This window comes from Sorangium sp. So ce726 (genome assembly GCF_051521405.1).
Taxonomy (GTDB): domain Bacteria; phylum Myxococcota_A; class Polyangia; order Polyangiales; family Polyangiaceae; genus Sorangium.
In genome coordinates, this window is sequence record NZ_CP150349.1 from 7294620 (window position 1) to 7321485 (window position 26866).

The 26866-nt window shown below is 69.4% G+C and carries 15 protein-coding genes; 7 read left to right on the plus strand and 8 right to left on the minus strand.

Going from position 1 to position 26866, the window contains the following annotated elements:
• Nucleotides 1-331: 331 nt before the first annotated feature.
• Entirely contained in the window at nucleotides 332-2548 is a 2217-nt protein-coding gene (locus WME79_RS27220; RefSeq protein WP_437520530.1) for a hypothetical protein, read from the plus strand.
• A gap of 505 nt (nucleotides 2549-3053) precedes the next feature.
• Nucleotides 3054-5576 carry a galactose oxidase-like domain-containing protein gene (locus WME79_RS27225; RefSeq protein WP_437520532.1) on the plus strand — a complete coding sequence of 841 codons (2523 nt, stop codon included), beginning with the start codon at nucleotides 3054-3056 and terminating at the stop codon, nucleotides 5574-5576.
• 275 nt (nucleotides 5577-5851) lie between these two features.
• Here WME79_RS27225 and WME79_RS27230 read toward each other — a convergent pair whose 3' ends face one another.
• Nucleotides 5852-6238 (minus strand): VOC family protein, encoded by a 387-nt coding sequence (locus WME79_RS27230; protein WP_437520534.1) that lies wholly within the window; start codon nucleotides 6236-6238, stop codon nucleotides 5852-5854.
• Between the two features lie 373 nt (nucleotides 6239-6611).
• Between WME79_RS27230 and WME79_RS27235 the strand changes: the two genes are divergently transcribed.
• Nucleotides 6612-7037 (plus strand): DUF6968 family protein, encoded by a 426-nt coding sequence (locus WME79_RS27235; protein WP_437520536.1) that lies wholly within the window; start codon nucleotides 6612-6614, stop codon nucleotides 7035-7037.
• Between the two features lie 87 nt (nucleotides 7038-7124).
• Here WME79_RS27235 and WME79_RS27240 read toward each other — a convergent pair whose 3' ends face one another.
• The 5 genes from WME79_RS27240 to WME79_RS27260 are packed head-to-tail and all read right to left on the minus strand — an operon-like array spanning nucleotide 7125 to nucleotide 11484.
• A complete protein-coding gene (locus tag WME79_RS27240) occupies nucleotides 7125-8675 on the minus strand; it encodes a sensor histidine kinase (RefSeq protein ID WP_437520538.1) in 1551 nt (516 codons plus the stop codon).
• A gap of 10 nt (nucleotides 8676-8685) precedes the next feature.
• A complete protein-coding gene (locus tag WME79_RS27245; protein ID WP_437520540.1) occupies nucleotides 8686-9378 on the minus strand; it encodes a response regulator in 693 nt (230 codons plus the stop codon).
• Nucleotides 9375-10082: a hypothetical protein gene (locus WME79_RS27250; RefSeq protein ID WP_437520542.1), complete on the minus strand. Its 708-nt coding sequence runs from the start codon at nucleotides 10080-10082 to the stop codon at nucleotides 9375-9377. Before WME79_RS27250 ends, WME79_RS27245 begins: the two co-directional genes overlap by 4 nt.
• Complete coding sequence (locus WME79_RS27255; RefSeq protein WP_437520544.1) at nucleotides 10079-10843, minus strand: hypothetical protein; 765 nt, start codon at nucleotides 10841-10843, stop codon at nucleotides 10079-10081. The genes WME79_RS27250 and WME79_RS27255 overlap by 4 nt, the downstream gene beginning before the upstream one ends.
• Complete coding sequence (locus tag WME79_RS27260) at nucleotides 10840-11484, minus strand: hypothetical protein (protein ID WP_437520546.1); 645 nt, start codon at nucleotides 11482-11484, stop codon at nucleotides 10840-10842. Before WME79_RS27260 ends, WME79_RS27255 begins: the two co-directional genes overlap by 4 nt.
• A gap of 442 nt (nucleotides 11485-11926) precedes the next feature.
• Here WME79_RS27260 and WME79_RS27265 point away from each other — a divergent pair, with 442 nt between their 5' ends.
• Nucleotides 11927-13108, plus strand: coding sequence for an LLM class flavin-dependent oxidoreductase (locus WME79_RS27265; RefSeq protein WP_437520548.1), 1182 nt, complete (start codon nucleotides 11927-11929; stop codon nucleotides 13106-13108).
• 120 nt (nucleotides 13109-13228) lie between these two features.
• A complete protein-coding gene (locus WME79_RS27270; RefSeq protein WP_437520549.1) occupies nucleotides 13229-19318 on the plus strand; it encodes an AAA family ATPase in 6090 nt (2029 codons plus the stop codon).
• A gap of 186 nt (nucleotides 19319-19504) precedes the next feature.
• On the opposite strand, the gene WME79_RS27275 is transcribed toward WME79_RS27270, so the two are convergent.
• Both WME79_RS27275 and WME79_RS27280 read right to left on the minus strand, forming a co-directional pair.
• The gene (locus WME79_RS27275; protein WP_437520551.1) at nucleotides 19505-21727 is read right to left on the minus strand and encodes a hypothetical protein; all 2223 of its coding nucleotides are present in this window, start codon (nucleotides 21725-21727) and stop codon (nucleotides 19505-19507) included.
• A 457-nt stretch (nucleotides 21728-22184) separates the two neighbouring features.
• The gene (locus tag WME79_RS27280) at nucleotides 22185-22673 is read right to left on the minus strand and encodes a hypothetical protein (protein WP_437520553.1); all 489 of its coding nucleotides are present in this window, start codon (nucleotides 22671-22673) and stop codon (nucleotides 22185-22187) included.
• Between the two features lie 491 nt (nucleotides 22674-23164).
• On the opposite strand from WME79_RS27280, the gene leuA reads away from it, so the two are divergent.
• Together leuA and WME79_RS27290 are read left to right on the plus strand one after the other, a co-directional pair.
• A complete protein-coding gene (gene leuA, locus WME79_RS27285) occupies nucleotides 23165-24856 on the plus strand; it encodes a 2-isopropylmalate synthase (RefSeq protein WP_437520554.1) in 1692 nt (563 codons plus the stop codon).
• Between the two features lie 392 nt (nucleotides 24857-25248).
• Entirely contained in the window at nucleotides 25249-26820 is a 1572-nt protein-coding gene (locus WME79_RS27290; RefSeq protein ID WP_437520556.1) for a glycoside hydrolase family 43 protein, read from the plus strand.
• Nucleotides 26821-26866 lie beyond the last annotated feature (46 nt).

A 26866-nucleotide genomic window follows, 5' to 3' on the forward strand; every position in this document is an offset into this window, starting at 1 on the left:
CTGAACCGATTCAGTTGATGAGGACGTCAACCTCGGTCGGAAGCTCCGCCGGGGCGTCAAGCTCGAGGGGGTCAACCGCGGTCGAGTCTCACGGGCCTCAGCGCGCCGGCACCTCGAAACGTCGAGCAGGGTCGGTCTCACCCAGGCCCGCCATCGGCTCGCCGCCCGCATACCCATCGCCGAGCACGTGCTACGGTCGCTCCCGATGCAGGCCAATGCAGCGTTGCACGACGCCCTCGCGGAGTTTTTCTCGCTCTTTTCATCGAATTTCCTCCAAGGAACGCGCGAAGTCCCCCCGTTCACTGCGAGGCTCGTCGGGGCGTCGATCGAAGTGACCCTCCAGGCAGGCGAGGGCGGGACGTCCATCATCCGCCAGCGGGGTTCCGCCCTCTATCTCCTCGCCGGGCGGCTCTGGGCCGAGGCCCGCGTGAGCGAGGGGCACGGCCTGTGCTGCCTGCTGCCGACGCTCACCCCGTATCCCCTCAGCTTCTCGACGCAATGGAACAACTGGCAGAACCTCCAGCAGGCGGCGCTGCCCGCGGTGGGCCGGATCGCCCTCGCGCTCGACGACGATGCGCACGAAGAGGCGGTCCTCCTCCTCCTCCGGCACGTCCTTGACGTCGACTCCGGCTATTGGCTCGAGCTCGAGCGCGCCGTGCCGAACGGGCTCCGCAAGGAGGTGCTCGCGAAGCTGTCCGAGCTCGAGGAGCGGACCAGCTCGACCTCCTCGCTCGGCGGCCACCTGAAGATGCTCGCGTCTCACGCCGGGAGCAGCGATCCTCGCGAGCGCCTCTTCGTGGCCAAGCATTATCGATCCACAACGAAGCACCTCTCGAACGACAATCACCTCACGTTCATGAAGAACATCCAGCCTGCGCTCCAGGCGTGGCTGAAAGAGGGGGACGGCGCCGTCTTCGAGACGGCGGTGGGGATCGCCGAGATGCTCGGGTACAAGCTGTTCGAGCGCAGCGCCTACGCCGAGGCCGAGCCGTGGCTGTCGGCGGCGCGCGACGCGGGGATCGCCAGCGCAGAGCTGCTCCGCGCCCGCTGGGAATGCCGGCTCTACCGCGGCGACGAGCGCGCCGCCGCGGAGGACTGGCGCGCGGCCGAGCCGATCGACGACCCGGCGCAAGGACTCTCGCTCGGCTTCTTTTATCGGGGCGACCGGCAGGATCGAAAGGCGATGGGGCTCGCGCGGGTGGCGCGATCCCTCGGGAAGGTCGCGGGCGGGGAAGACCCCTGCCGCGACCGCCCGAAGACGAAGAAGGCCAAGGCCACCTCCGAGACAGAGCGTTCATCGCTCCTCGCGAGGGCGCGCGTGCTCGCCGAGGAGGCGGTCACCCTCGTCGACGAGCGCGCTCGAGGCGACGAGGCGCGCGCCCGCGCCGGCCAGGGGGTCACGGATCGCGGCTTCGAGGTGCGCATCTTCGCCGCGCGGGCCTTGGTCCGCGAAGGATCGGGAGACGCCGCGGGCGCGCTCGACGATTATCGCCGGGCGCGGGCGCTCGCTACCGCCGCCGGGCTCTCCTGGCAAGGCGACCTCCATGGGGAGGACATCCGGCGCCTCGAGCGTGCAGGCAAGGAGACTGGCGGCGCGATCCCGGAGAGCTTCGACCCCGATTGGTTCCTTGCGAGCGAGCGCAGCGACGACGAACGCAGCCGAGCGGCCGCCGTCTGGTGCGCACAGCCCTGGCGGGTGGTCCCTGACGCTCGCGAGCGCGGCACGTCGATTCCGATCGCCTTCGCCCTGGTCAAGGCCATCATCGATCACTCGGCGGCCCTGTGGAAGCTCGGCGACGAGGACGGCGTGAAGCTGCCCGATCGGCTCGAGCTTGCGCAGCGGGCCCGACCGCTCCTCGATCGCTTCGCCGACCGGCGCGACGCCGACCGTCTGGAACACGTCCTCGACGACGCGCACGAGATCGCGTTCGATGCCTTGCCCCGCCATGAAAAGGCCGAGCGCGCGCCCTTCTTCGCCTTCCTGCAGGCGCTCGGCGACTCCGAGGCGATCGACGAGGAGCGGGTCCTCTCCGCGCTCAGCGATGGCGCGTGGAGCCGCGTGAGGCGGCGTCTCGAGGCCAAGCTCGACGAGCTCGACCCGCTGCGTGACGTCTTCGACGCGACGGTCCACGCGGGCGCGCCGATGGAGGCGGTCGCCGCGGCGCTCGCCGCTTACCAGCAGCTCTTCCGGAACGATTGGGCATCCTTCGCCACGCCGCGGCCGGCCTGGGTGAAGCTCGCCAGACCGCTCGAGCGGGCGGACGGCGCGAAGCTCGCCCCGGCGCTGATCGAGCTCATCCGCCGCGAGCAATCCGTGCCAGGTCATTACGGCCTGGCGCGCCTGCCGGCGAAGTCCCTCTGGCCGCTCTTCTACGCATGGCACCCCTCGACCGAGGCATTCCTGCTCGAGGTGCTCGCGGGGAAGCTCGACAATGGAAAGAGCCTCTCCGCGATACAACGCAAGACGCGCCACGAATGCCTCTCCTGGTTTGCCGGCGAGAAAGAGCTCGCCACGCTCGGCGCGGCGCTGGCGAAGAGACGCCGGTAGCAGTTCGTCTGGGTCGCCTCGAACCCGAACGCACCCGCAAAGGCCTCAACAGGTCGTCCCAACAGCACCAGGGAGCCGCAGGCCACATGACACCCGACGCCCGTGGCATCGATCCCCACAACACGTCGTCCGTGGGAATTTCGCGGCCGAAGCAAACTTGCGCCAGCGCAAAAACACAAAAGAATTAGTGCTCGGCCGCCCCTGACAAGGCATTCTATGTGTGAGCGCTGCCCGACGTAAGAGCCCCGGGATGAGATGAGCTCTCGATCGTCGTCGATGCTCGCGCCGGACGGGGTAGGAAGCGTCGATCAGCGCGCAGGACGTCAAGATGTCGCTCGCTCTGGAGCTTGAGTTCATCCGAGGCTCCGCCCCTCTTTCGCACTTACGCACCAAGGAGAACATGAAAAGCAAGATGATGCGATTGCTCGGTGGGTGGAGGTGTGCGCCGAGAACGCTACTGGCGCTCGGCAGCTTGGCGTTGGGTGGTGCAGGCTGCGCCGTATTGATGGACGGGGACGAGCTCAGTCTGGATGCCGAGAGCGACGAGCTCGTGTGCAGCGGAGCCTCGTGCACATGCAGCCCGACGTTCGGAATCGGGCTCGTGCAGGGCTCGGACGGCACCGGGACGGTCCACAACTTCGAGCTCGTCGTGCCGCACACTGGCGGTGGCTTTTCGGCCTACTACCGAAACAACGCGACCACCGCGCTCGTGTCGACCCCGACCTGGTTCGGCCCGAAGAAGGTGGGCTCGGCCGACGTGAACGGGATCAGCATGCTCGAGAACTCGAGCGGCCACAACCTCGAGGTCATGGCCGTACAAGGCAGCAGCCTTGTGCACTACTACCGCAATCAGTCCACGAAGGACTGGTCGAGCGGAACGACGGTCGGGACGGGCGTCACCGGGCAGCCGGGGTTCGTACAGGCCAAGCTATCGCCCGGCAATTTCGAGGTCGTGGTGCCGCTCGCCAGCGGCGGCCTCGCCCACTACTGGCGTGACAACTCGGTCGCGTCCCATCCATGGAACGGGCCGAACACGTTCGCGACAGGCCGCACCTACTCCGCGGTGAGCCTGGTCGAGAGCAACCTCGGCACCAACCGCCTGGAGGTGATCGCGCGCTCGGGGTCGACGCTCTACCACCTGTATCGCAGGGACGACCGCACCTGGACGACGCCGAACGAGATCCGCGTGGACAGCAACCAGGCGATCTCCGCGACCGGGGTGCACCAGTTTGTCCAGGGAGAGGGCGGCACCAAGGGGAACTTCGAGCTCGTCGTGCCGCTCTCGACCGGCGGCTTGCGGCACTACTACCGCGACAACGACGACAGCACGTACCCCTGGAAGACGTCGGCCACGTGGGTCGATCCGATCAACTCGTACTCGGCTGCGGGCGTGATCTGGAGCGAGTACGATCACCTGGAGGTCGTTGGTCGGCGGAGCGCCGATGGGTCGCTGGCGGCCTTCTATTACGATGGTGGTTGGCAGAGACAGGGCAAGAACGCTTCCGGCACCACCGTGTGGTCGGGCGCCGTCTTCGGCGGTGAGCCGTGCTGCGACCCTGCGACGAAAGGGCAGTGGAGCGACCCCATCAACTCGGGGGCAATCGGCATCCACGCGGCGCTCCAGCGGACGGGCAAGGTGCTGTTCTTCGGGTTCACGGATGACTCGGATGAGGGGTACTCCGAGCTGTTCGATCCGGCGACGGGTCAGGCGACCTCGCCGAGCGGAATGCAGCCGCACGGCTTCTGTTCCGGCCACGCGTTCCTGAGCGACGGGCGCCTCTGGGTCGCAGGAGGCCATGGGGACACCCACGTCAAGAACTCGCACCGGTTCGACCCGTCGAGCTCGACGTGGTCCATGCTCACGGACATGCCCAACGGGCGCTGGTACCCGACGCTCACGCGCCTCGACAGCGGCTCGGTGATGGCCATCTCCGGCGCCACGAAGACCGGGCGCCTCTCGAGCACCAACCCCGTGAACAGCACCTGGCAAACGCTCAACACGGCGGGCACGCTCTCCGCGGAGAAGTCGGTGCCGAACCCGTTCACGAGCGACGGGCTCTCGATCCAGCTCTACCCGTTCGTCTTCCAGCTGCCGGACGGCAAGGTGCTCGTTCACTCGGGCCGAGGCTCGCGGCTCCTGACGGCGAGCAACAACACCTGGAGCGCGACACAGTACACGACACAGTACGCCAACTCGCGCACGTACCCCGGATACGGGAGCGCGGTGCTCTTGCCGCTCTCGCCGACTGACAACTACCGCGCGCGCGTCATGGTCATCGGCGGAGGCGGGGCCGTCTCGAACTCGGGGAAGAGCGATCCGAACGACAGCCCCATTCCCGCCACGGCCACCACCGAGATGCTCGACCTCGGCGCGGCGTCGCCGGCGTGGGCCTCCAAGAAGTCGATGAACTATGCGCGCGTGCTGAACACCGCTGTGTTGCTCCCGGACGGCAAGGTGTTCGTCGCGGGAGGCAGCACGCTCGGCTCGGCCGACCATGCGGCCTCGCCGGTCATGACGCCCGAGATCTACGACCCGAGCAATGACAGCTGGACCAAGATGTGTCCGATGCGCGTGGCTCGGCTCTATCACTCGACGGCGCTGCTCTTGCCCGACGCGCGCGTGCTCACCGCGGGCCGGGACCACGCGTTCAACGAGCTCCCCTACAAGTGGCCCGAGCGGCGGGTCGAGATCTTCACGCCCCCCTATCTCCTGAACGGCAGCGCGCGCCCGGTGATCCAGTCGGTGGCCTCGAGCGCGTCGTACGGCCAGTCCATCTCGGTGACGTTGACCTCGGCGGTGTCCGCCACGGGCATCGGAAGCGCGATGCTCATGTCGCCCGGCGCGGTGACGCACGGCTTCGACCAGAGCCAGCGCGCCGTGAAGCTCGCGATCACCGGGCAGTCGGGCAGCACGCTGACGCTCACGGCTCCGTCGAACGCGAAGGTCGCGCCGCCTGGCTACTACATGCTCTTCGTCGTTTCGACGCAAGGCGTGCCGTCGGTCGCGAAGTTCGTCAATCTGCAGTAGCCGGACCGAACACGTGGGGCGAGGCCGCGCTGGCCTCGCCCCGCTTTCGGTGGCCGAGCAACGCACAGCACGCTTGGCCCAGTCCGCTCCGGCGGGGGCGAGCTTCGGATCTTGGTCGAGCACCGGGAGGGGTCCGAACAGCACCTCGTGATGTGGCGGAATCTCAACCTCCGGAACCTCAACCTCGGTGGGCGGGAGGTGGAAGCGGCGGAATGTCCTCGAAATCTCGGGCTCTCCCTGCCTCGATCACCACGCGTCCCAGCGGCGCGTCGCCGTCAACCGTCGGCGCGCACCGCGGGGAGCGGGCGGCGCCGGCAGCTCACCTCGATGAGGATGTCGCCGGGCGCCTTGAAATAGAACATCACGCCGCGGCCGTTCTCGCTCACGGGACCGCTGTCGATGCCCGCCGCAACGATCGCCGCGTGCTTGTCGTACACGGTGGCCACGTCACCGACGATGAAGCCGATGTGGAAGCCCTCCGGATAAGGGCCGTCCGCCTCGCGCCGGCGCTGGAGGACGAGCGTGAAGTCGCCGGGCCCCGTGAGGATGGCGACCGCCGGCGAGTGCCGGTTGCCGTGGACCTCGAACTGGAAGTGCCGCTCGAAGAACGCAGCCGTTTCGAGGACGTCGGGGACCTGGAGATCGATGTGATTGAGCTGCATGGGAGCCTCCACGGAGGACGCACGTGCGTCCAGGTGCCGTGGGACCTCACTCCGTGGTGGAGGGGACATGGGCTCCCGTCATGGGAGTGGCCGGGGCTCGCCTGAACCGGCCTACCTCTTTCGGCAAGCGAGAAGATAGCGAAGCGATCGCGACCTGGCAACGTCCCGCGAGACGTCGACGCGCCGGCGTGGCGGTCGAGGAGGGCGCCGCGCGCGCTCGGCGAGGCGAGGGGGGTGGGCATGGCAGCTCGGCGCGCGATCGTTGCCGCGCGGGCGGCGCCGAGATCGGGAACCTCAACCCCGGTGGGCGGCAGCGGCGCGGTGCCTCAACCTGGGTCGGGCCTCAACGACGAATTTTAGCTACCCTGCGTGGGTGGCTCGACAAAAATACAAGGTCATAGCCGTTCGTCGGTATAGCGTCGAAGGTGAACCAGGTCGCGAGATCGTCCTGAAGATCGGCGAACCAATACAACCTGTCTCGCCCAGCGGCTCGTGGACGTGCCCTGTTCTTCTTGATGGGCTGGAGCCGGACATCCAGTATGCCGAAGGGGTCGACGCCGTCCAGGCAATCCAAAGCGCCATGCGGTATGCGCGACACGCGCTAGAGAAATGCGGGCTGCCGATCACATGGCTAGGTCAGGAGCCCGGAGACATCGGGCTGCCGCTCCCTATCGATGGTCCGTTTGGGCTCTGGTTTCAGCGCAGACTAGAAAAGCTCGTAGATGATGAAACGGAGCGCGTGGGCGAGATAGTGGCTGCGGTTCTCAAGGAGCGCGCACGGAAGAAGCGCGGGCCTTGAGGTTCGCTCGGTCTGGTGCTCCCCGCTTCCGCGGACACCCCCGACGGCACCAGCGGCGCGCCACGACCGCCACCCGTCGCTCGCTCCTCACTGCCTCACCGGCAGCTCCACCACGAAGCTCGCCCCCTCCCCCGGCGCGCTCTCCACGGTCACCGCCCCGCCATGCGCCTCGACGACGCTCTTCACGATGGCCAACCCCAGCCCCGTCCCGTCGCGGCCCTCGTCGGTCGTGAAGAACCTGTCGAAGATCCTCGGCAGGTGCTGCGGCGGCACCCCCGGCCCGCGGTCGCGCACCGAGATCCTCGCCGTTTTCCCCCCTTCCCGCCCCTCCCCGCCCTCGACGGTCACCACCACCGCCTCTCCCGGCGGCGAGAACTTCACCGCGTTGTCGACGAGGTTCAGGAGCGCCGTCTCCAGGTCCGTCTGCCGCGCCCGGAGCAGCCGTATCCGCATCTCGTACCGCAGCTCCACCGGCTGCCCGGGGCTCGCGCGCCGCTCCACCACGCGCGCCACGAGCGCCTCCAGATCGAGCACCGTCATCGCCTCGCTCGAGGCCTCGATCCGGCTCAGCTCCAGGAGCCTCGACACGAGCCGGTCGAGCCGCGCCACGTCGAGCTCGATGTTCCGCAGGAAGCGCCGCCGCGCCTCCAGATCGTCCGCCGCCCCCTCGTCGAGCAGCTCGGCGGCGCCCCGGATCGACGTCAGCGGCGACTTGAACTCGTGCGCCACATCGGCCGCAAAATCCGAGATGTACCGCAGCCGCGCCCCGAGCCGCTCGTTCATCGCGGCAAACGACTCGCCGAGCTCGCGGATCTCGCCGCTCCCCGACACGGGCACCACGACGTCGCGCTCGCCGGCCGCGACGCGCTTTGCCGCGCGCGACAGCTTGCCGAGCGGCCTCGATATCGACCACGCGAGCGCCAGCGTGACGAGGCCCGTGAACAGGCTCGCGACCACGAGGACCTTGGTGAGCCCCGAGCGGATCCGGTACAGCTCGACGAGCACCGGCTGCGTCGAGCGGACCACGTAGACCGCGCCAACCACCTCTCCGCCCCGCCGGATAGGCTCGGCCAGGAAAAGGAACACCGCCAGCTCCTGCTGCCGGACACGCGTCCGCGCCGCGCGACGCCCAGCGAGCGCCTCGCGCACCTCCGGTCGGTCCGGGACCTCCGACCAGACCTCGCGCGCGCCCTTTCCGATCGGCCGCACATTGTCGGCGAGCTCCCGGAAGTCCGCCGAGCTCGGGCGATGGCCGCGCGTCGGCATGAGCGCGGGGGCCGCCGGCTCCGGCCCCTCGGGCGGGCCGTTCTCGTGCGAGTCGGCGACGACCGCGCCCGCCCTGTCGAGGATCCGGACGCGCGTGCGCGTGTGCCTCGCGGCCTGGGTCAAGACGTCGCCGTGCTCGGGCGCGTCGAGCTCGAGCCCCCGGTCGAGATCCGACGCGAGCATCGCCGCGACCAGGACCGCCTGGTTCGCCATGTCGCGCTCCAGCGAGCCGAGGAGCTGCCGTTCATAGAGGCGCGCGAACTCGAGCCCCGCAACCGGCACGAGCAGCACCACCAGGTTCACGACCAGCAGCCGGACGCGGATCCGGCCGAGCTCCCACCGCAGGCGCTCGATCATCGTACGGCCCGGCATCGCGGCCCGGCTACGCCCCCTGCAGCTTGTAGCCGACGCCGTGGACGGTCGCGATCGGGTCGCCGCCAACCATGCGGAACTTCGCGCGAATCCGGCGAACGTGCGTGTCGATGGTGCGCTCCGTGATCAGGTTGTCGTAGCGGTAGGCGCGCTGCATGAGCTGCCCGCGCGAGAGCACCACCCCAGGCCGCTCCAGCAGCGCGCCGAGCACGCCGAGCTCCGTCGCCGTGAGCGACACCGGCTGGCCGAGGTACCGCGCCTCGTGACGCTCGGTGTCGACCTCGATCGGGCCGTGGCGGAGGACCGCGGCGCGCACCTCCGCCGGCGCGGGCGGGGGCGCCTCGGTCCGCCGGAGCAGCGCGCGCACCCGCGCCACGAGCTCCCGCGGCGAGAACGGCTTCGTGAGGTAGTCGTCGCCGCCGAGCTCCAGGCCGACGATCCGGTCGACCTCGTCGGCGCGCGCCGACAGGAACAGGATCGGCGTCCTGCTCCCGGCGCGCAGCCGCCGGCACACCTCGAGGCCGTCGAGCTCGGGGAGCATCACGTCCAGCACGACGAGGTCCACCGTGCCCGTCCCCGCCGCCTCGACGGCGGCGCGCCCGTCGGCCACCGCCGTCACGGCGTACCCCTCCTTTTGCAGCGCGTAGAGCAGGACCTCACGGATGCGCGCCTCGTCGTCGACGACCAGGATGTGCTTGCTCACGTCTTGATCGGTTCCTCGTATTCGGCGCTGCCGTGCCCGTCGATGGCCGCGCCGAGGCCCTCCACGCGCGCCCAGACCTCGGTCACGATACCACCGACGCCCTCGACCGAGGATCCGGCGAAGCGCGCCAGCACGAGCTGCGTGCGGAGCGCCTGGACGAGGTCCGCGAGTTCGTCGAGGGCACGGGCGTCGCGGTCGCGCATCGCCCGCAGGCGCCGGACGTTCTGGAGGTGGAGGTGCGCCGTCGCCAGCGACCGCGCACCCGCGCCGCCGCCGCCCCGCTCGATCTCCGCGACGCGCGCCGCGGCGGCGCCCTCGTCGAAGCCGCTCTGGCGCAGCAGCGCGTCGAGCTCCGCGTGGCGGGCGGCGGCGCGCGCCACCTCGGCCTCGATCCGCGAGGCCGCCTCGCGCGACAGGAGCGCCTCGAACGAGGTGCCGGCGCAGGCGCTGACCCCCTCGCGCAGCGCGCCCAGGACGCGCGCGGCGGCCTCGCCCCCGGCGCCGCCAGGGCGCCCACCGCTTTCTCCGCGGCCCGCCGTGAGCGCAACGGGCGCCCAGATCGGCCAGAGCGGCACGCAGAGGGCCGCGGACAGGGCGGCGCGGCGGCGCGCGCCGTGGCCGTCAGGGCGCGCGCCGCGGTAGACCGCCACGGCGCACGCGAGCCCCGCGATCAGGTACAGGACCGCCAGGTCGCGCAGGCTCATCGCTCGCTCCCCGCCTGGCCGTCGCCCGCGACGCCGTCCTCGTTTTCGTACGGGTAGGGGTAGCCGTGCGGGTAGTCGCCCGGATAGGGCGGACGCCCGTCGTCGTCATAGATCCCGCGCGCAGATCGGAAGCTCCGGAAGAGCGCGTCGGAGAAGCTCCCCTCGCTGGCCCGCAGGAAGGGGACCGCCTTCTCGCTCGGCCGCCCGAGGTAGGGCCGGAGGATCCACGCGGCCTGACCGCCGACGGCGAAGAAGACGGCCATGAAGGCGACCGCGGTGAGCCAGCGGCCCCGGCCCGCGCCGATGCCCCGCACGAGCACGCCGACCGCCGCGAGGCCCGCGACGGCGTAGACGAGCCAGGCGGCGACCGAGGACGCGTGGTAGCCGAGCCCCACGTCGATGGCCAGCCAGAGCACGGGCGCGAACGCGAGCAGCACGAGCGACGAGCGCGCCGCCGACGCGAGGGCGAGCGCGATGACGGACCGCATCGGCCACGGGCGGCCGAGCACGGCCGAGAACGCGTGGAGCGCCGGGGCCGAGAGCGCGAGCGTGATCAGCATCGCCAGCGGCACCTTGATGGCCGCATAGACGATCTGCTCCCTGCCGCGGAAGCTGCCGACCACGCCGCCGAACACGGCCGAGCCGAGGGCGATGGCGCCGAGCGACGCGAGCGCGATGGCGCGGATGTCCCTGTCTTCACGGCAGCTCGCGGCCACCTCGGCGGGCGCCCGGAGGAGACGGCTCACGACGGAGGCGCTCACGAGGCACCCCCCTTCAGCATCGGGAGCGTCTCCAGCCACACGCGCAGCGCGAGCACCGCGGCGAACACCGCGAACCCGACGAGCGCCGCGGTCGCCCCGGAGAGCCTGACGAGGCCGCCGTCGCGCCGGAGCGCCGCGCCGAGATCGCGCAGCAGGACGCCGACGCCGACCACGCCGCCCACCGCGAGGCCGAGCAGCCCCATGAGGGCCGCCGTCACGTCCGACCCGCCCGTCACGACGAAGAGCGCCGCGGCGGGCGCGAGGCCGCCGAGCACGAGGCCCGTCGAGGCAGCGGCGCGCGCCGTCGCTGACAGCGCGCGGGACGGGTCGAGCGGCGCATCGAAGAGGGTCAGCACGATCGTGAGCGCCGGCACGCCGACGCAGGCGACGGCGACCATGGCCGCAGGGACGCCGGCGGCGTGGTAGGCCAACGACACGCCGCCCTGCCGCGCGCCGAGCGAGAGCCCATACAGCGAGGCGAGGCCGACGCCGACGCCGAACCTGGACAGCTCGTCGCGGAGCGAGACCGAAGGCCGCTCCGCGAGGAGGGCGGCCGTCCAGCTGCGGTGTCCGGCACCCGCCGTCGGCTCCGCGGCGGGGCCGGACACGGGGGCCGCGGGAGCGTCGTCTCGACGCTCCACGGGCTCTCTTGCGCCGGCGTCCGTGCCGGCCTCGGGCGATGACGTTACAGGGAGACAGGAAGCTTGCGCCTGCACGAGGACCTCCATGGGGGTGAACGCTGCGCGGCGTGGTCACAGCCGCCGCAGAGCTCCCTGGGCGTACCCCCGGGGTGAGGCGCGCCCGCGCGCCCGACAAGGAACAAACGCGGAGAGGTTGTGGCGAAGACGTGGCGATCGCCCGCGCCCTCCGGAGCGCCCCGGGGCCGGGATCGCCGCCACCCGAACAGCCCTCCAAGCCCTCCACAGGACGTCTCCCGCCAAGGTCGGCACGCACATCACAGCCGCTGAGCACCCGCCCGCGGTCATCCATCGACATGTACATCGGTGTGCGTCAAACCACACATTGCCGATTTGTACGCGACGGATCGATGCTTGGCGCGCGGCACTCGCGAGGGAGGAAGTAATGAAGATCGACCTGTTCACAGAGATGCAGAGTCCCCGTCCGTGGTCAGAGGACCACGAGCACAGGGTCATCATGAACACCCTCGAGCAGGCGAAGCTCGCCGATCGGCTCGGGTACGGCTGCTGGTGGCAGGTCGAGCACCATACGGCCGAGGAGTTCAGCTACTCGTCGGCGCCGGAGGTGATGCTCGCGGCGATCTCGCAGCACACGACGTCGATGCGGCTCGGGCACTCCTCGGTGCTGTCGCCGTTCCGGTTCAACCACCCCATCCGCGTCGCCGAGCGCGCGGCCATGCTCGATCACCTGAGCGGCGGGCGCCTGGAGCTCGGCCTGGCCCGCTCGACCATCCCCGAGTGGCGCGCGTTCAACATCCCTCCGGACCGGACGCGCGATCAGATGCAGCAGGCGTTCGAGATGATCCCGAAGATGTGGACGCAGGAGCGGTTCTCCTGGAAGAGCGAGGACGCCGAGATCAATAACGTGCCCATCATCCCGAAGCCGTACCAGAAGCCCCACCCGCCCCTCTGGCAGGCCTGCTCGAGCCTTGCCTCGTTCGAGCAGGCCGGGCGCAACGGGGTCGGCGCGCTCGGCGTCACGCTGTGGGCGCCGCCCGACCAGGTGAAGGAGTGGATCGGTATCTACCGCGAAGCCATCCGCCGGTGTGAGCGCCCCGTCGGCGCATTCATCAACAACCAGGTCGGGTTCTTCACGTTCGCTCATTGCGCCGAGACGGATCAGCAGGCCATGGAGAACGGCGCCGCCTCCGCCGCCGCGTGGTACACGAACGGGTCCTTCACGTTCTTCGAGGCGAAGGAGCACTTTCTGCGGACCCACGCCGAGGAGCAGGCGCTGGCCAAGGACCCGGCGGGCGGCGGCCTCGTGGGCCAGCTCCTGCGCGACCGCGCGGGGAAGACGCCGGCCGAGAGCAAGGCCAACGCGGTCCTCGCCCGCATCATGCAGAACGAAGAGGTCCCGAACGACGAGGTGTTCGACGCCCTGAAGGAGCAGAACTCGCTCATCGTCGGCAGCCCGGAGACGTGCCGGCAGAAGATCAACTTCTACAAGGAGCTCGGCATCGATCGCCTGCTGAGCTTCCAGCAGGTCGGGCGCCTGTCGCACGAGCAGGTCATGAGCAGCATTCGCCAGATCGGCAAGCTCATCCCCGAGTTCGACAAGCCTTAGTTCCGTGAGTCAGTGATCCCGCCTCGACGCCGCCGCGCCGCAGCGCAGGAGCGGACGAGCTCGGCGTGACCGCCGCCTCGCCCGCTCAAAGCGATGGCGAGGCGCGCCGACCATGGCAGCATGGAGCCGCACATTGTCCGTCGTACGGCTCATGTGAACACCGTTCCCGCCTGCTCCACTCCCGGGGCGTCGTCCCGCTACGCCATCGTCGAGATCCTCTGTGAGGGTTCAGACACCCTTCTTTACCGGGGTGTGCGCGAAGACGACGGCCTTCCCGTGGTGCTCAAGGTCCTCCGGCGTGATCACGCGAGCCCCCGTGCCCGCGAGCGGCTGCGTCACGAGTACGAGGCTGCCCGGGCGCTCGAGACCGCGGCCATCGTCAAGCCCTATGCGCTCGAGATGCTCGGCGATCAGCCGGCGCTGGTCCTGGAGGATTTCGGCGGTGTGTCGCTCGATCGCCTCCTCGACGGACCGATGCCGCTCGAGCGCTTCTTCCCCCTCGCCGTCCGCCTGGTCGAGGCGCTCGCCGGGCTGCATCGACATGGCGTCGTCCACAAGGACATCAAGCCTCAAAACTTGCTCCTCAACCCCACCACCGGCGAGGTGAAGATCGCCGACCTCGGGATCGCGTCCCGGATACCTCGCGAGCTCCAGCATCTCGAGCACGTCGGGCTCATCGAGGGCACCCTGGCCTACATGGCCCCGGAGCAAACGGGCCGGATGAACCGCTGGATCGACGAGCGGACCGATCTGTACTCCCTCGGCGTCACCTTCTACGCGATGCTGACGGGCACCCTGCCGTTCCGGGCCGGCGATCCCGTCGAGTGGGTCTATTGCCATATCGCGCGGAGGCCGGACCCGCCGCACGGGCTCGTCCCTTCGATTCCACCGCTCCTGTCGGAGGTCGTGCTCAAGCTGCTCTCCAAGGCCGCCGAGGAGCGTTATCAGAGCGCGGCCGGCCTGCGGCACGACCTCGACGAGTGCTTCGCGAGGTGGCGGGCGAGCGGCGCCATTGGGCCCTTCGCGCTGGGTGAGCGCGACCTGTCCGACCGGTTCCAGATCCCGCAGCGCCTGTACGGGCGCGAGCGCGAGGTGGAGGCGCTGCTCGCCGTGTTCGAGCGGGTGGTGGCGCAAGGCCGGCCCGAGCTGGTGCTCGTGTCGGGCTACGCTGGCATCGGGAAATCGTCGCTCGTCGCCGAGCTGCACCGGCCGATCGTGAGGGAGCGGGGGTTCTTCCTCTCCGGCAAGTTCGAGCAAACGACGAGGGACGTCCCCTACCGCGCTTTCCATCAGGCGTTCCGGGCGCTCTTGCAGGAGATCCTGTGCGCGAGCGAGGAGCAGGTCGAGCGCTGGAGGCAGCGTTTCCGGGAGGCCCTCGGCCCGAACGGCAGGCTGCTCGCCGACGTGCTCCCCGAGCTCGGGCTGCTCCTCGGCCCCCAGCCGCCCGTGCCCGAGCTGCCGCCCGCCGAGGCCCAGAGCCGGCTGCACGCGACCCTCCAGCGCGTCGTTGCGGCGTGCGCCCAGAAGGAGCACCCCGTAGCGCTCTTCCTCGACGATCTGCAGTGGGTCGACGCGGCCAGCCTCCAGCTGCTCGAGCAGCTCGCCCTCTATGCGGGGCCCGCGCACCTCTTGCTGATCGGCGCGTACCGCGACAACGAGGTTGGCCCCGCGCACCCGCTGCGGCTCATGCTGGCCGAGGCGCGGAGGCGCGACGTTGCCGTCTCGGAGCTCGTCCTCGCGCCGCTCTCGGCCGCCCACGTCGGGGCGCTCGTCGCCGAGGCGGTCCATGCGCCCGCAGAGCAGGTCGAGCCGCTCGCGCGGCTGGTCTACGAGAAGACCGGCGGCAACCCGTTCTTCGTGCTCCAGTTCCTGATCGTGCTGCACCAGGAGGGGCTCATCGCCTTTGACGCCGACGAGGGCGCGTGGCGGTGGGACATCGGCGCGATCCGCGACAAGGGGTTCACCGACAACGTCGTCGAGCTGATGGCGGGCAAGCTGAAGCGGCTCTCGGACCGGACGCGGGACGCGCTCACGCTCGCCGCGCTCCTCGGCAGCAGCGTGGATGTCGACGCCCTCGCGGTGGTCGCGGGCCGTCCAGCGGAGGAGGTCCGCGACGCGCTCGAGGAGGCCGTGCAGGAGGGGCTGCTGCTCCGCCGGGGCTCTGCCTATCGGTTCCTCCATGACCGGGTGCAGCAAGCGGCAACCTCGCTCATTCCGGCCGAGCAGCTCGCCGAGATGCACCTGGAGATCGGCCGGCTGCTCCTCGCGGCGCTGGCGCAGCGCGCGGAGGAGCGCGACGAGGCGCTCTTCGACGTCGTCGGCCATCTCAACCGCGGCGCCGCGCTCCTGCGTTCCCAGGCGGAGCGGGACGATCTCGCCGCGCTGAACCTCCGCGCCGGCAGGAAGGCCAAGGCCACCGCGGCCTATGACGCCGCCGCCGCGCTCTTCGCCGCGGGCCTCGGCCTGCTCGCGCCGGACTCCTGGGAGACGCAGCGCGAGCTGACCTACGGCCTGACCCTCGCTCGCGCGCGCATCGCGTACATCACTGGCGGCTTCGACGAGGCCGAGCGGCTCCTGGAGGAGCTCATGGAGCGCGCGAGGACCAGGAGCGAGACGGCCGCCGTCGTCGAGCTCGCCCTCGGCTTCTACATGCTCCGCGGGCAATGCGCCCTCGCGGTGGAGATCGGCCTCACGTGGCTCAGCGCCTGCGACATGGATCTTCCGCTCCACCCCACCAGCGCACAGCTCGAAGAGGAGATGAAGAGCGTCTGGCTGGCCCTGGGCGACAAGGCCATCGAGGACCTGATCCATCTCGCCCCCATGGCTGACCCGGAGATCAAGCTCACGATGGCCGTGGTGGAGGCGATGGCCGCCCCTGCGTTCTTCGTGGACGTGGACCTTCACTATCTCGTCATCCTGCGCATGGTCCAGCTCAGCCTGCGCCACGGCAACGCCGAGGGCTCCGCGCATGCTTACGCCGCCTTCGCGAGGTTGATCGGCCCGAGGTTCGGGCGATACCAGGAGGCCTATCGATTCGGCAAGCTCGGCTGCGACCTCGCGGACAGGAGCGGCCTCCTCAGCACGAAATCGGTGGTGTTCTACCTCTTTGGAACGCATGTCGCCTTCTGGACACGCCACTACCGGGAGACGTCTCCGTACGCGCGCGCCGGCCTCAGCGCCGCGGTGGAGTCCGGTGATCTGCACATGGTCTGCTTGAACTGCATCTGGGCCGCGCTGTTCCCGCTGCTCTCTGGCGAGCCGCTGGAGGACGTGCTCCACGAGGTCGACGAGCGCCTCGGCCTCGTGCGCAGAGCCGGTTACGCGTTCCCGCACAGCGCCCTCGCCGGCAGCCACGCCATGATCCAGGCGCTGCGAGGGAGGCCGGTCCGCTTCTCGATGCTGGACGGGTCCGATCTGGATCCGCCGGCCTTCGAGGCGCAGCTGGAGGAGGGGGATCTTCAGCGCGCTCGCGGCCACTATTACAGCTTGAAGGCTCAGGTGCTCTTCGTGCTCGGCTCTCCCAGGGAGGCGTCTCGGGCGGCGACCCGCGTCATCACCGAGTCCCCCTTCATGTACGCGCCCCTCGCCGAGAGCTTCTATTATCTCGCGCTCTCACGCGCGGCCCTCGTCAACGCGCCGCACGCGGAGCGGGATCCTCCGCTGCTGGCGCTCCCCGAAGAGCTTATCGAGTGCGAGCGGCGGCTCGGCGAGTGGGCCAGGGGCGGCCCGGACAACTTCCTCCACAAGCACGCCCTGGTCCGCGCCGAGATGGCCCGGCTCCTCGGGCACGAACCGGAGGCAAGTCGGCTCTACGAGCAGGCCATCGCGGCGGCGCGGGAGGGCGGCTTCGTCCAGCACGAGGCGATCGCGTGCGAGCTCGCGGCGGGCTTCTACCACGCGCGCGGGCTCGCGACGCCCGCCGACAGCTACCTGCGAAAGGCCCGCGCCGCCTATTTCACGTGGGGCGCCCACGCCAAGGTGGAGCAGCTCGATCAGCGCTATCCGCACCTCGCCCCGCGCGGGCCGATCGCTCCCACGATCACCTTCGCCGTGCGGGCCGAGCAGTTCGACGTCCTGTCGGTGGTGAAGGCCGCACAGAGCATCTCCGGCGAGCTCAGGCTCCCGCGGCTGCTCGAGACGTTGCTTCACACGATGGTCGAGCACGCAGGCGCCGAGGAGGGACGCGTCCTCCTGGTCCGGGATGAGCGCCTGTGGACCGCGGCGATCGAGACGCCGGGGGGCGCGGTGCGGCTGCTCGGCGTGGGCGAGGCACAGCCGGCCGCACTGCCGCAGTCCGTCCTCAACTACGTTCGTCGGAGCCACGAGCGCGTGCTGCTCGACGACGCCGCCGCCCGGCACCCCTTCCTGGAGGACGAGTATTTCCGGCGCAAGCGCTCGAGATCGGTGCTGTGCCTCCCGATCGTGCGCCAGGCCCGGCTGATCGGCCTGCTCTACCTGGAGAACAACCTCGTCACCGGCGCCTTCACCCCCGGGCGGCTCAGCGTCATCGAGCTGCTCGCCTCGCAATCGGCCATCTCGCTGGAGAACGCCATGCTCTACGCCGAGCTGGAGCAGGAGAACGTCGAGCGGCGGCGGGCGGAGCACGCGCTCCAATCCAACCAGGCGACCCTCCAGGCCATCGTCGACAACTCGGCAGCGTCCATCTACCTCAAGGATCACCAGGGTCGATACCTGCTCGCCAACCGGCTGGTGAGGACCAACCTGGGGCTGTCGAGCGAGCAGATGCTCGGAAAGACCGACGCCGACATCTTGCCTGCTCCCGTCGCCGAGACGATCCGCGAGCACGACCGGCTGGTGCTCGAGGCGGGCGCGCCGATGGAGTGGGAGGAGGAGGTGCCGCTTCAGGACGGGCTGCACACGTACCTGTCGGTCAAGTTCCCTCTTCCTGGAGAGGGTGCCGTGCCGCACGGGCTCTGCGGCATCTCCACGGATATCACCGAGCGCAAGCGGGCCGAGCAGGCCGAGCGGTTCCTGGCCGAGGCGAGCCGCAAGCTGATGACGCTGGGCTACGACGCAACCTTCGAGAGCGTGGCCCAACTCCCGGTACCGGAGCTCTCGGATCAGTGCGTCATCGAGGTGCTCGGCGAGGACGCGACGACAGGCCGGACGGTCGCTGCGGGGGTGTGCGGCGAGCAGCTGGAAGCGCTGAAGAACGCGCTACGCCTGCTGGCCGAGGCGCCGCCGGATGGGGCTGAGAAGGGAAACGGCCGCGTCGCGTCGCTACTACAGCAGGTGAGCTCGCTCGACCCGCGGGACAGGCCTCTCTGGCAGCAGCTCGGCGTTCATTCCTTCCTGCGGGGTCCGCTGGTCGCGCGCGACCGGTACCTCGGCGTCATGACCCTGCTGGCGACCGCGCCCGAGCGCCGCTATGGCCCCGCCGAGCTGCGGCTGGCCGAGGAGCTCGGGCGCCGCGCGGCGCTCGCGCTCGACAACACCCGCCTGTTCGCCGAGGCCCAGGTGGCGATCCAGCGGCGGGACGAGTTCCTCGTCGTCGCCTCTCACGAGCTCAAGACCCCGCTGACGTCGCTGAAGATGCAGGCGCAGACAATGGAGCGACGGCTGCGCCGCCGCCCGCTCGCGGACGTCCCCCCGGAGCGGATCGAGGCGATGGTCCAGATCCTCGGACGCCAGACGTCGCGGCTCGGGCACCTGGTGGACGAGCTGTTCGACGTCACGAGGCTGAACGCCGGACGGCTGACGCTCGCGCGCGCGCCGGTCGATCTGGCGGCGTTAGCGCGCGAGGTCGTCGAGCGGATGCGCCAGCAACTCGCGGCGTCCCACTGCCGGACGCAGCTGGATCTGGAAGCGCCCGTGGTCGGGTACTGGGATCCAGATCGCCTGGAGCAGGTCGTCGTGAACCTCTTGTCGAACGCGATGAAGTACGGGGCAGGCAGGCCGGTCCTCGTCGGCGTGCGGAGGCAGGCCGATCGCGCGCTGCTCGCCGTCCGGGATGAGGGGATCGGGATCGCGGAGGCCGATCAGGGCCGGATCTTCGAGCGCTTCGAGCGCGCGGTGTCGGTGCGCAACTTCGGCGGCCTCGGCCTCGGGCTCTACATCGTCCGCTCGATCGTGGCGTCGCACGGCGGAGCCGTCCGGGTGGAGAGCAAGCCGGGCGCGGGCGCGACGTTCGTGGTGGAGCTCCCGCTGAACCCGCCGGAGGCGGAGGAGCGCGGCGCCGCGCCGGCCTAGAATGCCGATCACGTTGTTCGACCGAGAGATCAACCGCCAAGGACGCCAAGGACGCCAAGAAAAAAAATCATTCTCTTCTCTCTTGGCGCCCTTGGCGTGCTTGGCGTGCTTGGCGGTTCGAAATTCCGCTCGTTTCACGCGGGTTCAACCCGTTTGTCGCTCTAGCGTGCCCGCGCGCAGCTCGCCTCAGTTCGACCGGGTCGGCGCGTACTTGTAGAACTTCTGCGCCCACTCGATGGTCCAGATCGTCGGCTCGACGAACACGTTCTTGTCCGAGCCGAGGATCATCTCCCGCTTCATCTTCGACATCGCCGCCAGGAAGACCCTGCGGTCGTCCTCCATCCGGGGCCGCATCACGCCCGAGGGCGGGTACAGCTCCTTGACCTGCGACACGACGTTCTCGTCGTCGATCCACCCGTCGACCCCGTGCTGGCCCTTCGGGAGGCGCGCGCCGCCCTCGTCCAGCCAGTCGCGCAGATCGTTGTCCCCGCGGTTCATGCCGTCCGCGTGGCAGCCGATGCACGCGCTGCCGGTGTTCAGGCGGCGATCCGTGCTGGCGAAGCCGATCCGGCTCGTGATCACGGCGTCGGCGTCCTCGCGGGTGATGCGCGGATCACGGACGATGTTGACGAAGGCGTCGACGCGGCGCTGGTTGAAGCCGCCCCACAGCGAGTAGCCCTGCAGGCCGTTCGGCAGATCCCAGATGACCTCTTCGGCCGACTGCTGGAGCCCCTCGGTCCCTGTGTAGTAACGGCAGTTGAGGAACTGCGAGCCGCCGTAGTTCGGCTGCCCGTCGCACCCGGCCGGCTCCGAGTTGAACGGCTGCGCCAGCGTCGCGACGAAGCTGAGCGTGGCCGCCGTCACGCCGCCGCCAGTCCCTGCGATGAACTTCGGGATCGGGTGCGCCCAGAAGGGGAACCGGATCTGTCCTTGATCGTACGCCTGCTCGATCGTCTGCACGTTGCCTTCGAGCTGGCCGGTGAAGATATCCCACGTCTTCCAGTAGTACCCGCCGCTCTTCGTCCTGGCGCGCCAGTACATGCGGGAGTCGATCGTGATGGCCTGCTTCGTGACCATGTACTCGTAGGACTTCATCCCGTCGTCCTTGATGACGCCGAGCTCGTCCTCGAGGTCCTGGGCGTACCACGGGATCGCCATGATCGCGTTGTACACGTCCGGGCGCGTCAGCGTGTAAACGAGCTGGCTTGCCTCGATGTAGTCCGTCTTGAAGCCATCGACGTACGGCGGCAGCACCTTGCTGTCCGTGGCGCCCTCGACGTTTCCAGCCTTGACGCGCCCCCAGACGAGCTTCGCGAAGCTCGGGTCCACCTGGACCTCCGCGGCGTATCTGTACTTCTCCTTCGTGGTGACGTCGCTGCCGACCTTCTCGCCCAGGTAGTTGACGCTGGTCCTCCCGAAGAAGACGTCGTCGTCCGAGCCGCCGAAGTGGAGCTTCGTGACCCCCTTGTTGTGGCCCCAGTAGTCGCGGGTATCGAAGCGGTAGACGATGCCCTTGCCGTTGATGTCCACCGGGTTGACGATCTCGGGAGCCCACCGCGCGGTCGAGTTCAGGGCCTTGGCCAGCCCGACGCGGGCCACGTTGAGCTCATCCGCGGTGACGCCCGCGTTGTGGATCTCGTGCAGTGACGTGTACTTGATGAACTCCGCGTCAGCGGCGGCGACCTTGGCCTTGTCCGCCGCGATCCACTCCTTGACCTGCGCCTCGGTGACCTTCTCGCTAGCCGGGACGGAGCGCGGGGTCTCCGGGAGCGACGGCACGACAGCGGCCGCCCACTGCTCGACAGCGGCGAGCATCTGCGTGCTCGCGTCCTTGCAATCCCGCCCGAAGCAGTTGTGCCGGTCGATGCCCATCCGGACGACGAGCTTCGAGTCGATCGGCTTCCTGAAGTTCACGCGCGTGAGCGCGTACTCGTGGGCCAGCGCCGGGTCGAGGTCCGCGTGGATGGGCGCCTGGGCGCGGGTCGCCGTGCTGTGACAGCCCGCACAGTTGGTGGTCAAGAGCGGGTAGACCGTCGTCTTGAAGGCCTCGAGCGACCTGGCCTTGTCGAAGCCCATCTCGTCCGTGTAGCAGACCGCCTCGACGTTGACGCCGCCCTTGCCGTTGGGGAGCTCGTTGTAGCCGGCCGCGCAGCCCGCCACCGGCTCCGACCCGCCGACGCCGGTGCTGCCGCTGGCGCCGACGCCGCTGGACCCCCCGCCGACCCCGGAAGAGCTGCCGCCAGCCCCGCTGGTGGTGGTGTTCCCCCCCGTCGAGGAACTGTTGTTGCCGCCTGTCGGGCCCCCGCCAGACGTCGTTTCGTCGGAGCCGGACGGCCCCGGCTCACCCATCATCGCCGTACAGCCGGTCGCCAGGGCGCCCGCGATCACAGCTGCAGAACTCAAAGCCATCCAATAAGCCATCTTACGCATCGGGGAACCTCTCGGCGACCGTCGTCGCGGTTCTCGATTCTTGGGCGAAGGCCGTCATCGGGGGCGGCCTCGATCACTCGTGGATGAGATTTTACTCGCCGCTGGCGGAGCCCGGTCGGGCTCTGGCGATATAAGATGAATCTCCGCGTGCGAGGCGGCGGATCACAAATTCCGCGCGTGCCCCCCGGCGCGGCAGGAAAGCGACGGGCCCTGCGATGCGAGCTCGCCGATCTACCTTTGCGCGTCAATTCATTCAGCGCGTCAATTCATTCAGCGCGTCAATCCACCGGGGTACCCTGTTGAACAGATCACATGATCGAGCGCCAAAGCAGGCCAGCGGACACACGCGGCCGTTTCGGCTGGAACGCGCCAGAGCTCCTCGCAATCATGGTTCAAAATTGCACCCGGCGCACTCGCAGCGGGTGGCCGGGTTCGCTCAAAACCGACCGACAAGGCCGAGCCCGGCGCTGCTCGGGCCGAGCGCCACAGGCGCCGGGAGCACGAACGGCTGGCTGACGTCGTCGCGGACGAGCACCCTTCGCGGAACGAGGAGGCCGGGGACGAGCAGGGCGGCTCCCGTGATCTGGACGAGCCCGTCGAGAACGAGCGCCATGGTCTCGAGGTCGTCCTGCTGGGTCGTGGCCAGGGTGATGAAGGGGCCTGCGCACGGCACGAACAGCGCCGCGTACCCCGGGGAGCCGCGGTACACCGCGTCGCCGCCGCCGAACGCGGTGAACAGGTAGACGGTTCCGAAGACGATCGCGCCGCTGATCACGAGCCCCTTGCGGACGCGCGTCTCCGGATGATAGCCGGGCAGCACCGGCTCACCCTCCCTCCAGGGGAGCACCTTCGGGCCCGCGGGCGGGGCACCGGGACCGCCGTGGAAGCCCGGAGGCGGAGGAGCCGGCGGGAATTGCGTCTGCATGGACGGCGCAGCAGGCGGTGAGTCGTCGTCCGCGCGCGCCTGCCCGGAGGCGGAGACAACAACCCCGGTCGCGACAGCGAGCGACCATCGTTCAAGCGATCGTGGATTCCACATTTCACCCCCCCCGCGCTCGCACTCTCGGTCTTGCACGCTCCGTGACCGCGCGCCGGCAGCGCCCGACAGACGAGCCTACACGAAAAGGGTCAGGTCCGAGCCGGCGCAAAGCGTCGCGCCGTCGGAGGTGAACGCCACGCTCACCGCAGCGCTGGACAGGCGCGCGAATGTTCGCTAGGCTGCACCTCGATGTCCGTCCCTCGCGCGCGCTCCCTACGCCCCTGCCTAGGCCTACGGCCCGGGGGCCTTTGCGCGCGCTGCTGACGACGTCGCTCCTCGCAGTACGGCCCCCTCGGTTTTCTTGGTCCCGATGGGGGTCCTCCGCCTCGTCGTCGTGTCGTGACGACTCCCATCGCTAGCTTTCAGGGAGTCCTGTCATGTCCACGATGCCTGTCCACAAGTACAAGCCCTTTCAGCCCATCCATCTGCCCGATCGCCGCTGGCCCAGCCGCGTGATCGAGAGCGCGCCGCGCTGGTGCAGCGTGGACCTGCGCGACGGCAACCAGGCCCTGGTCGAGCCCATGGGCCTCGAGCGCAAGCTCCGCATGTGGCACGAGCTCCTGCGCATGGGGTTCAAGGAGATCGAGGTGGGCTTCCCCAGCGCGTCGCAGCCCGACTTCGACTTCGTGCGCTGGATCATCGACCAGGGGCTCATCCCGGACGACGTGACGATCCAGGTGCTCACCCAGGCGCGCGCCGAGCTGATCGAGCGCACCTTCGAGGCCATCCGCGGGGCGCGCCGCGCCATCGTCCACCTCTACAACTCCACCTCCACGCTCCAGCGACGCGTGGTGTTCGGCCTGGACCGCGCGGGCATCGCCGAGATCGCCGTGCGCGGGGCCCGGCTCGTGAAGGAGCTCGCGGCGCGGATGCCCGAGACCGAGGTCGTGCTGGAGTACTCCCCCGAGAGCTTCACGGGCACCGAGCTCGATTTCGCGAAGGAGATCTGCGAGGCCGTGATGGACGTCTGGGAGCCCACCCCATCACGGAAGATCATCCTGAACCTGCCCGCCACCGTCGAGATGTCGACACCCAACATCTACGCGGATCAGATCGAGTGGATGCACAGGAACCTGAAGCAGCGCGACAGCATCGTGCTGAGCGTGCACCCGCACAACGACCGCGGCACCGCCGTGGCCGCGGCGGAGCTGGCCGTGATGGCAGGCGCCGACCGCGTCGAGGGCACGCTGTTCGGGAACGGCGAGCGCACGGGCAACGTCGACGTCGTGACGCTGGCGCTCAACCTGCTGTCCCAGGGCGTGGATCCCGAGCTCGAGATCCATGACGTCCAGTCGATCAAGGAGACGGTCGAGCACTGCAACCGCCTGCCGGTCCACCCGCGCCACCCGTACGTCGGTGAGCTCGTGTACACGGCCTTCTCCGGGTCACACCAGGACGCGATCAAGAAGGGGTTCAAGGCGCTGCGCGAGGGCGGGAGCCCGCTCTGGGAGGTGCCGTACCTGCCCATCGATCCGCAGGACGTCGGGCGCAGCTACGAGGCGGTGATCCGCGTGAACAGCCAGTCGGGCAAGGGCGGCGTGGCCTACGTGCTCGAGCACGACCACGGCTACACGCTGCCGAGAGGGCTCGCCATCGAGGTGAGCCAGGCCGTGCAGCGCAGGGCGGAGCGGACCGAGGGCGAGGTGCAGAAGGCCGAGATCCTGGCGATCTTCGAGCGGGAGTACGTGAACCGCGCGGGGCCGCTCCGCGTCACCCGGCACCGGCGCGTCGGCCAGGGCGCGGACGAACGACACGAGTTCCAGGTGCAGATCCGAGGCGTCGCCCAGGTGCTGAGCGCCGCCGGCGGCAGCCCCGTCGAGGCGCTCGCGAGCGCGCTCTCGCGCCACGCGGGGATCGCGATCGCGGTGGACGAGCACGCGGCGCACGCGCTCCCGAGGAGCGCCGGCGACGAGACGGCGGCTTATGTGGCCATCTCGGTCGGGCGCAAGCGCAGCTTCGGGGCGGGGACGCACGGGGACGCCGACATGGCGTCGCTCGCCGCCGTCGCGTCCGCATGGAACCGCGCGCGGCCGGCGGATGCGGCGCAACTCGCGGCGGCAGCGGACTGATGACCGGGCGCGCGGTCGCTCAAGCCCGCCGGACGAGCCCGCGCCGTGGGGCGAAGCGCCTGGACACGCACGAGCACGGTGCTACCCTCGCCCGCCGACGGCGGAGCTCCTCCGGCGGGTCCTGCTGCGCGGCCATGGCCGGCAGGTGCAGGAACCAGCAGGGGCGACGTTGCGGACGCCACGTTCCCCTATGATGCCTTCTCCCTCCGCGCCGCATCCCCAAGCTCGCACCGCACCCCGAGCTGCCTGTGGATACGCACCTCTCGCGCCTCACGCCAGCGCGCGAGCGGTGGGACCTGGGCAAGATGCACCTACGATGCCGAGCGTATCGGTCAAGCGCTGGAAGCACGACTGGCTGCGCTGGAACAAAACGAGACAATCAAGGTGAGTGAATGAGCAAGGTGGAAAATCCGGCACTGAGGGGGTTCAACCCCGATCCGTCAATCGTGCGCGTGGGGGACGATTACTACATCGCGACCTCGACGTTCGAGTGGTACCCGGGCGTCCAGATCTCCCATTCGAAAGACCTCGTCAATTGGCGGGTGGTCGCGCGACCGCTGGAGCGGTACTCGCAGCTGGACATGCGCGGCAACCCCAATTCCGGAGGGATCTGGGCGCCGTGTTTGACCTACGCAGACGGCTTGTTTCACCTCATCTACACCAATTCGCGACGCTGGGCAGGGTCGTTCAAGGACGTACACAACTACCTGGTCACCGCGCCTTCCATCACAGGTCCGTGGTCGGAGCCCATCTACCTGAACAGCTCGGGGTTTGATCCTTCGCTGTTCCACGACGACGACGGCCGCAAGTGGCTTGTGAACATGGTGTGGGATCACCGGCCGGGCAACAACCCGTTCGGTGGGATCTTGCTCCAGGAGTACAGCCCCAAGGAGAAGAAGCTCGTGGGTCCGGTGGAGAACATCTTCCGAGGCACCGCGCTGGGGCTCGTGGAGGGGCCGCACATCTACAAGCGAGATGGCTATTACTACCTGCTCACCGCGGAGGGGGGCACGTTCATCACGCACGCCGCGACGGTGGCCCGCTCTCGCTCGATTCACGGCCCCTACGAGGTCATGCCCAACAATCCGCTCATCTCCAGCGCGTCCCACCCCGAGCTGCGGCTCCAGAGCGCCGGTCACGGTAGCTTCGTGGAGAACAAGGACGGCTCGTGGGCGCTCGCGCACCTCTGCCGCCGCCCGCTGCAGAATGGTCGGTCGACGCTGGGGCGCGAGACGGCGCTCCAGGGGATCACCTGGGTTGAGGGGTGGCCGCGGCTGGCGTCCGGCGGGCAGGTTCCTCTGGACGTTTACGAGGGGCCCAACCTGCCGCGCCACGAATGGCCAAAGACGCCTGAGCGCGACAACTTCGACAAGCCCGTGCTGGGCATCGAGTGGCAGTCGCCGCGCGTGCTGCCGGCAGACGTGAGCAGCCTCGCCGCTCGACCTGGGTACTTGCGCCTGATCGGGCGCGAGAGCATCAGCTCGAACTTCGAGCAGAGCCTCGTCGCGCGGCGCCAGCAGGCCAAACATGTGCAAGCGACGACGTGCATGCAGTTCACCCCTCAGCACTTTCAGCAGATGGCGGGCCTCGTTGCGTTCTACAGCACGGACTCGTTCTACTATCTCTACGTCTCACGGGCGGAGCACGCCGAGAAGGCCCTGGCGCTCATGAAGTGCGAGCGGGGGAACCTGACGTTCCCGGTCGAGAAGGAGTACGTGCTGGACGGGGTGGAGAACATCTTCCTGCGGCTCGAGATCAAAGACGATCGGATATCGTTCTTCTACTCCCGGGATGGCGTCACCTACCACGCGGTGGGCTGGGAGCACGACGCGTCGATCCTGTCGGACGAGCACGCGGTGCCCTGTGGGTTCACGGGCAATTTCGTCGGGATGGCATGCCAGGACCTGGCCGGCACACGCCTGCACGCGGACTTCGACTGGTTCGACTACCGCGAGATCGGGTGACGTCCGATCAGGAAGACAGCAGCAGCCTCGCGCTGGGCTAGCGGCT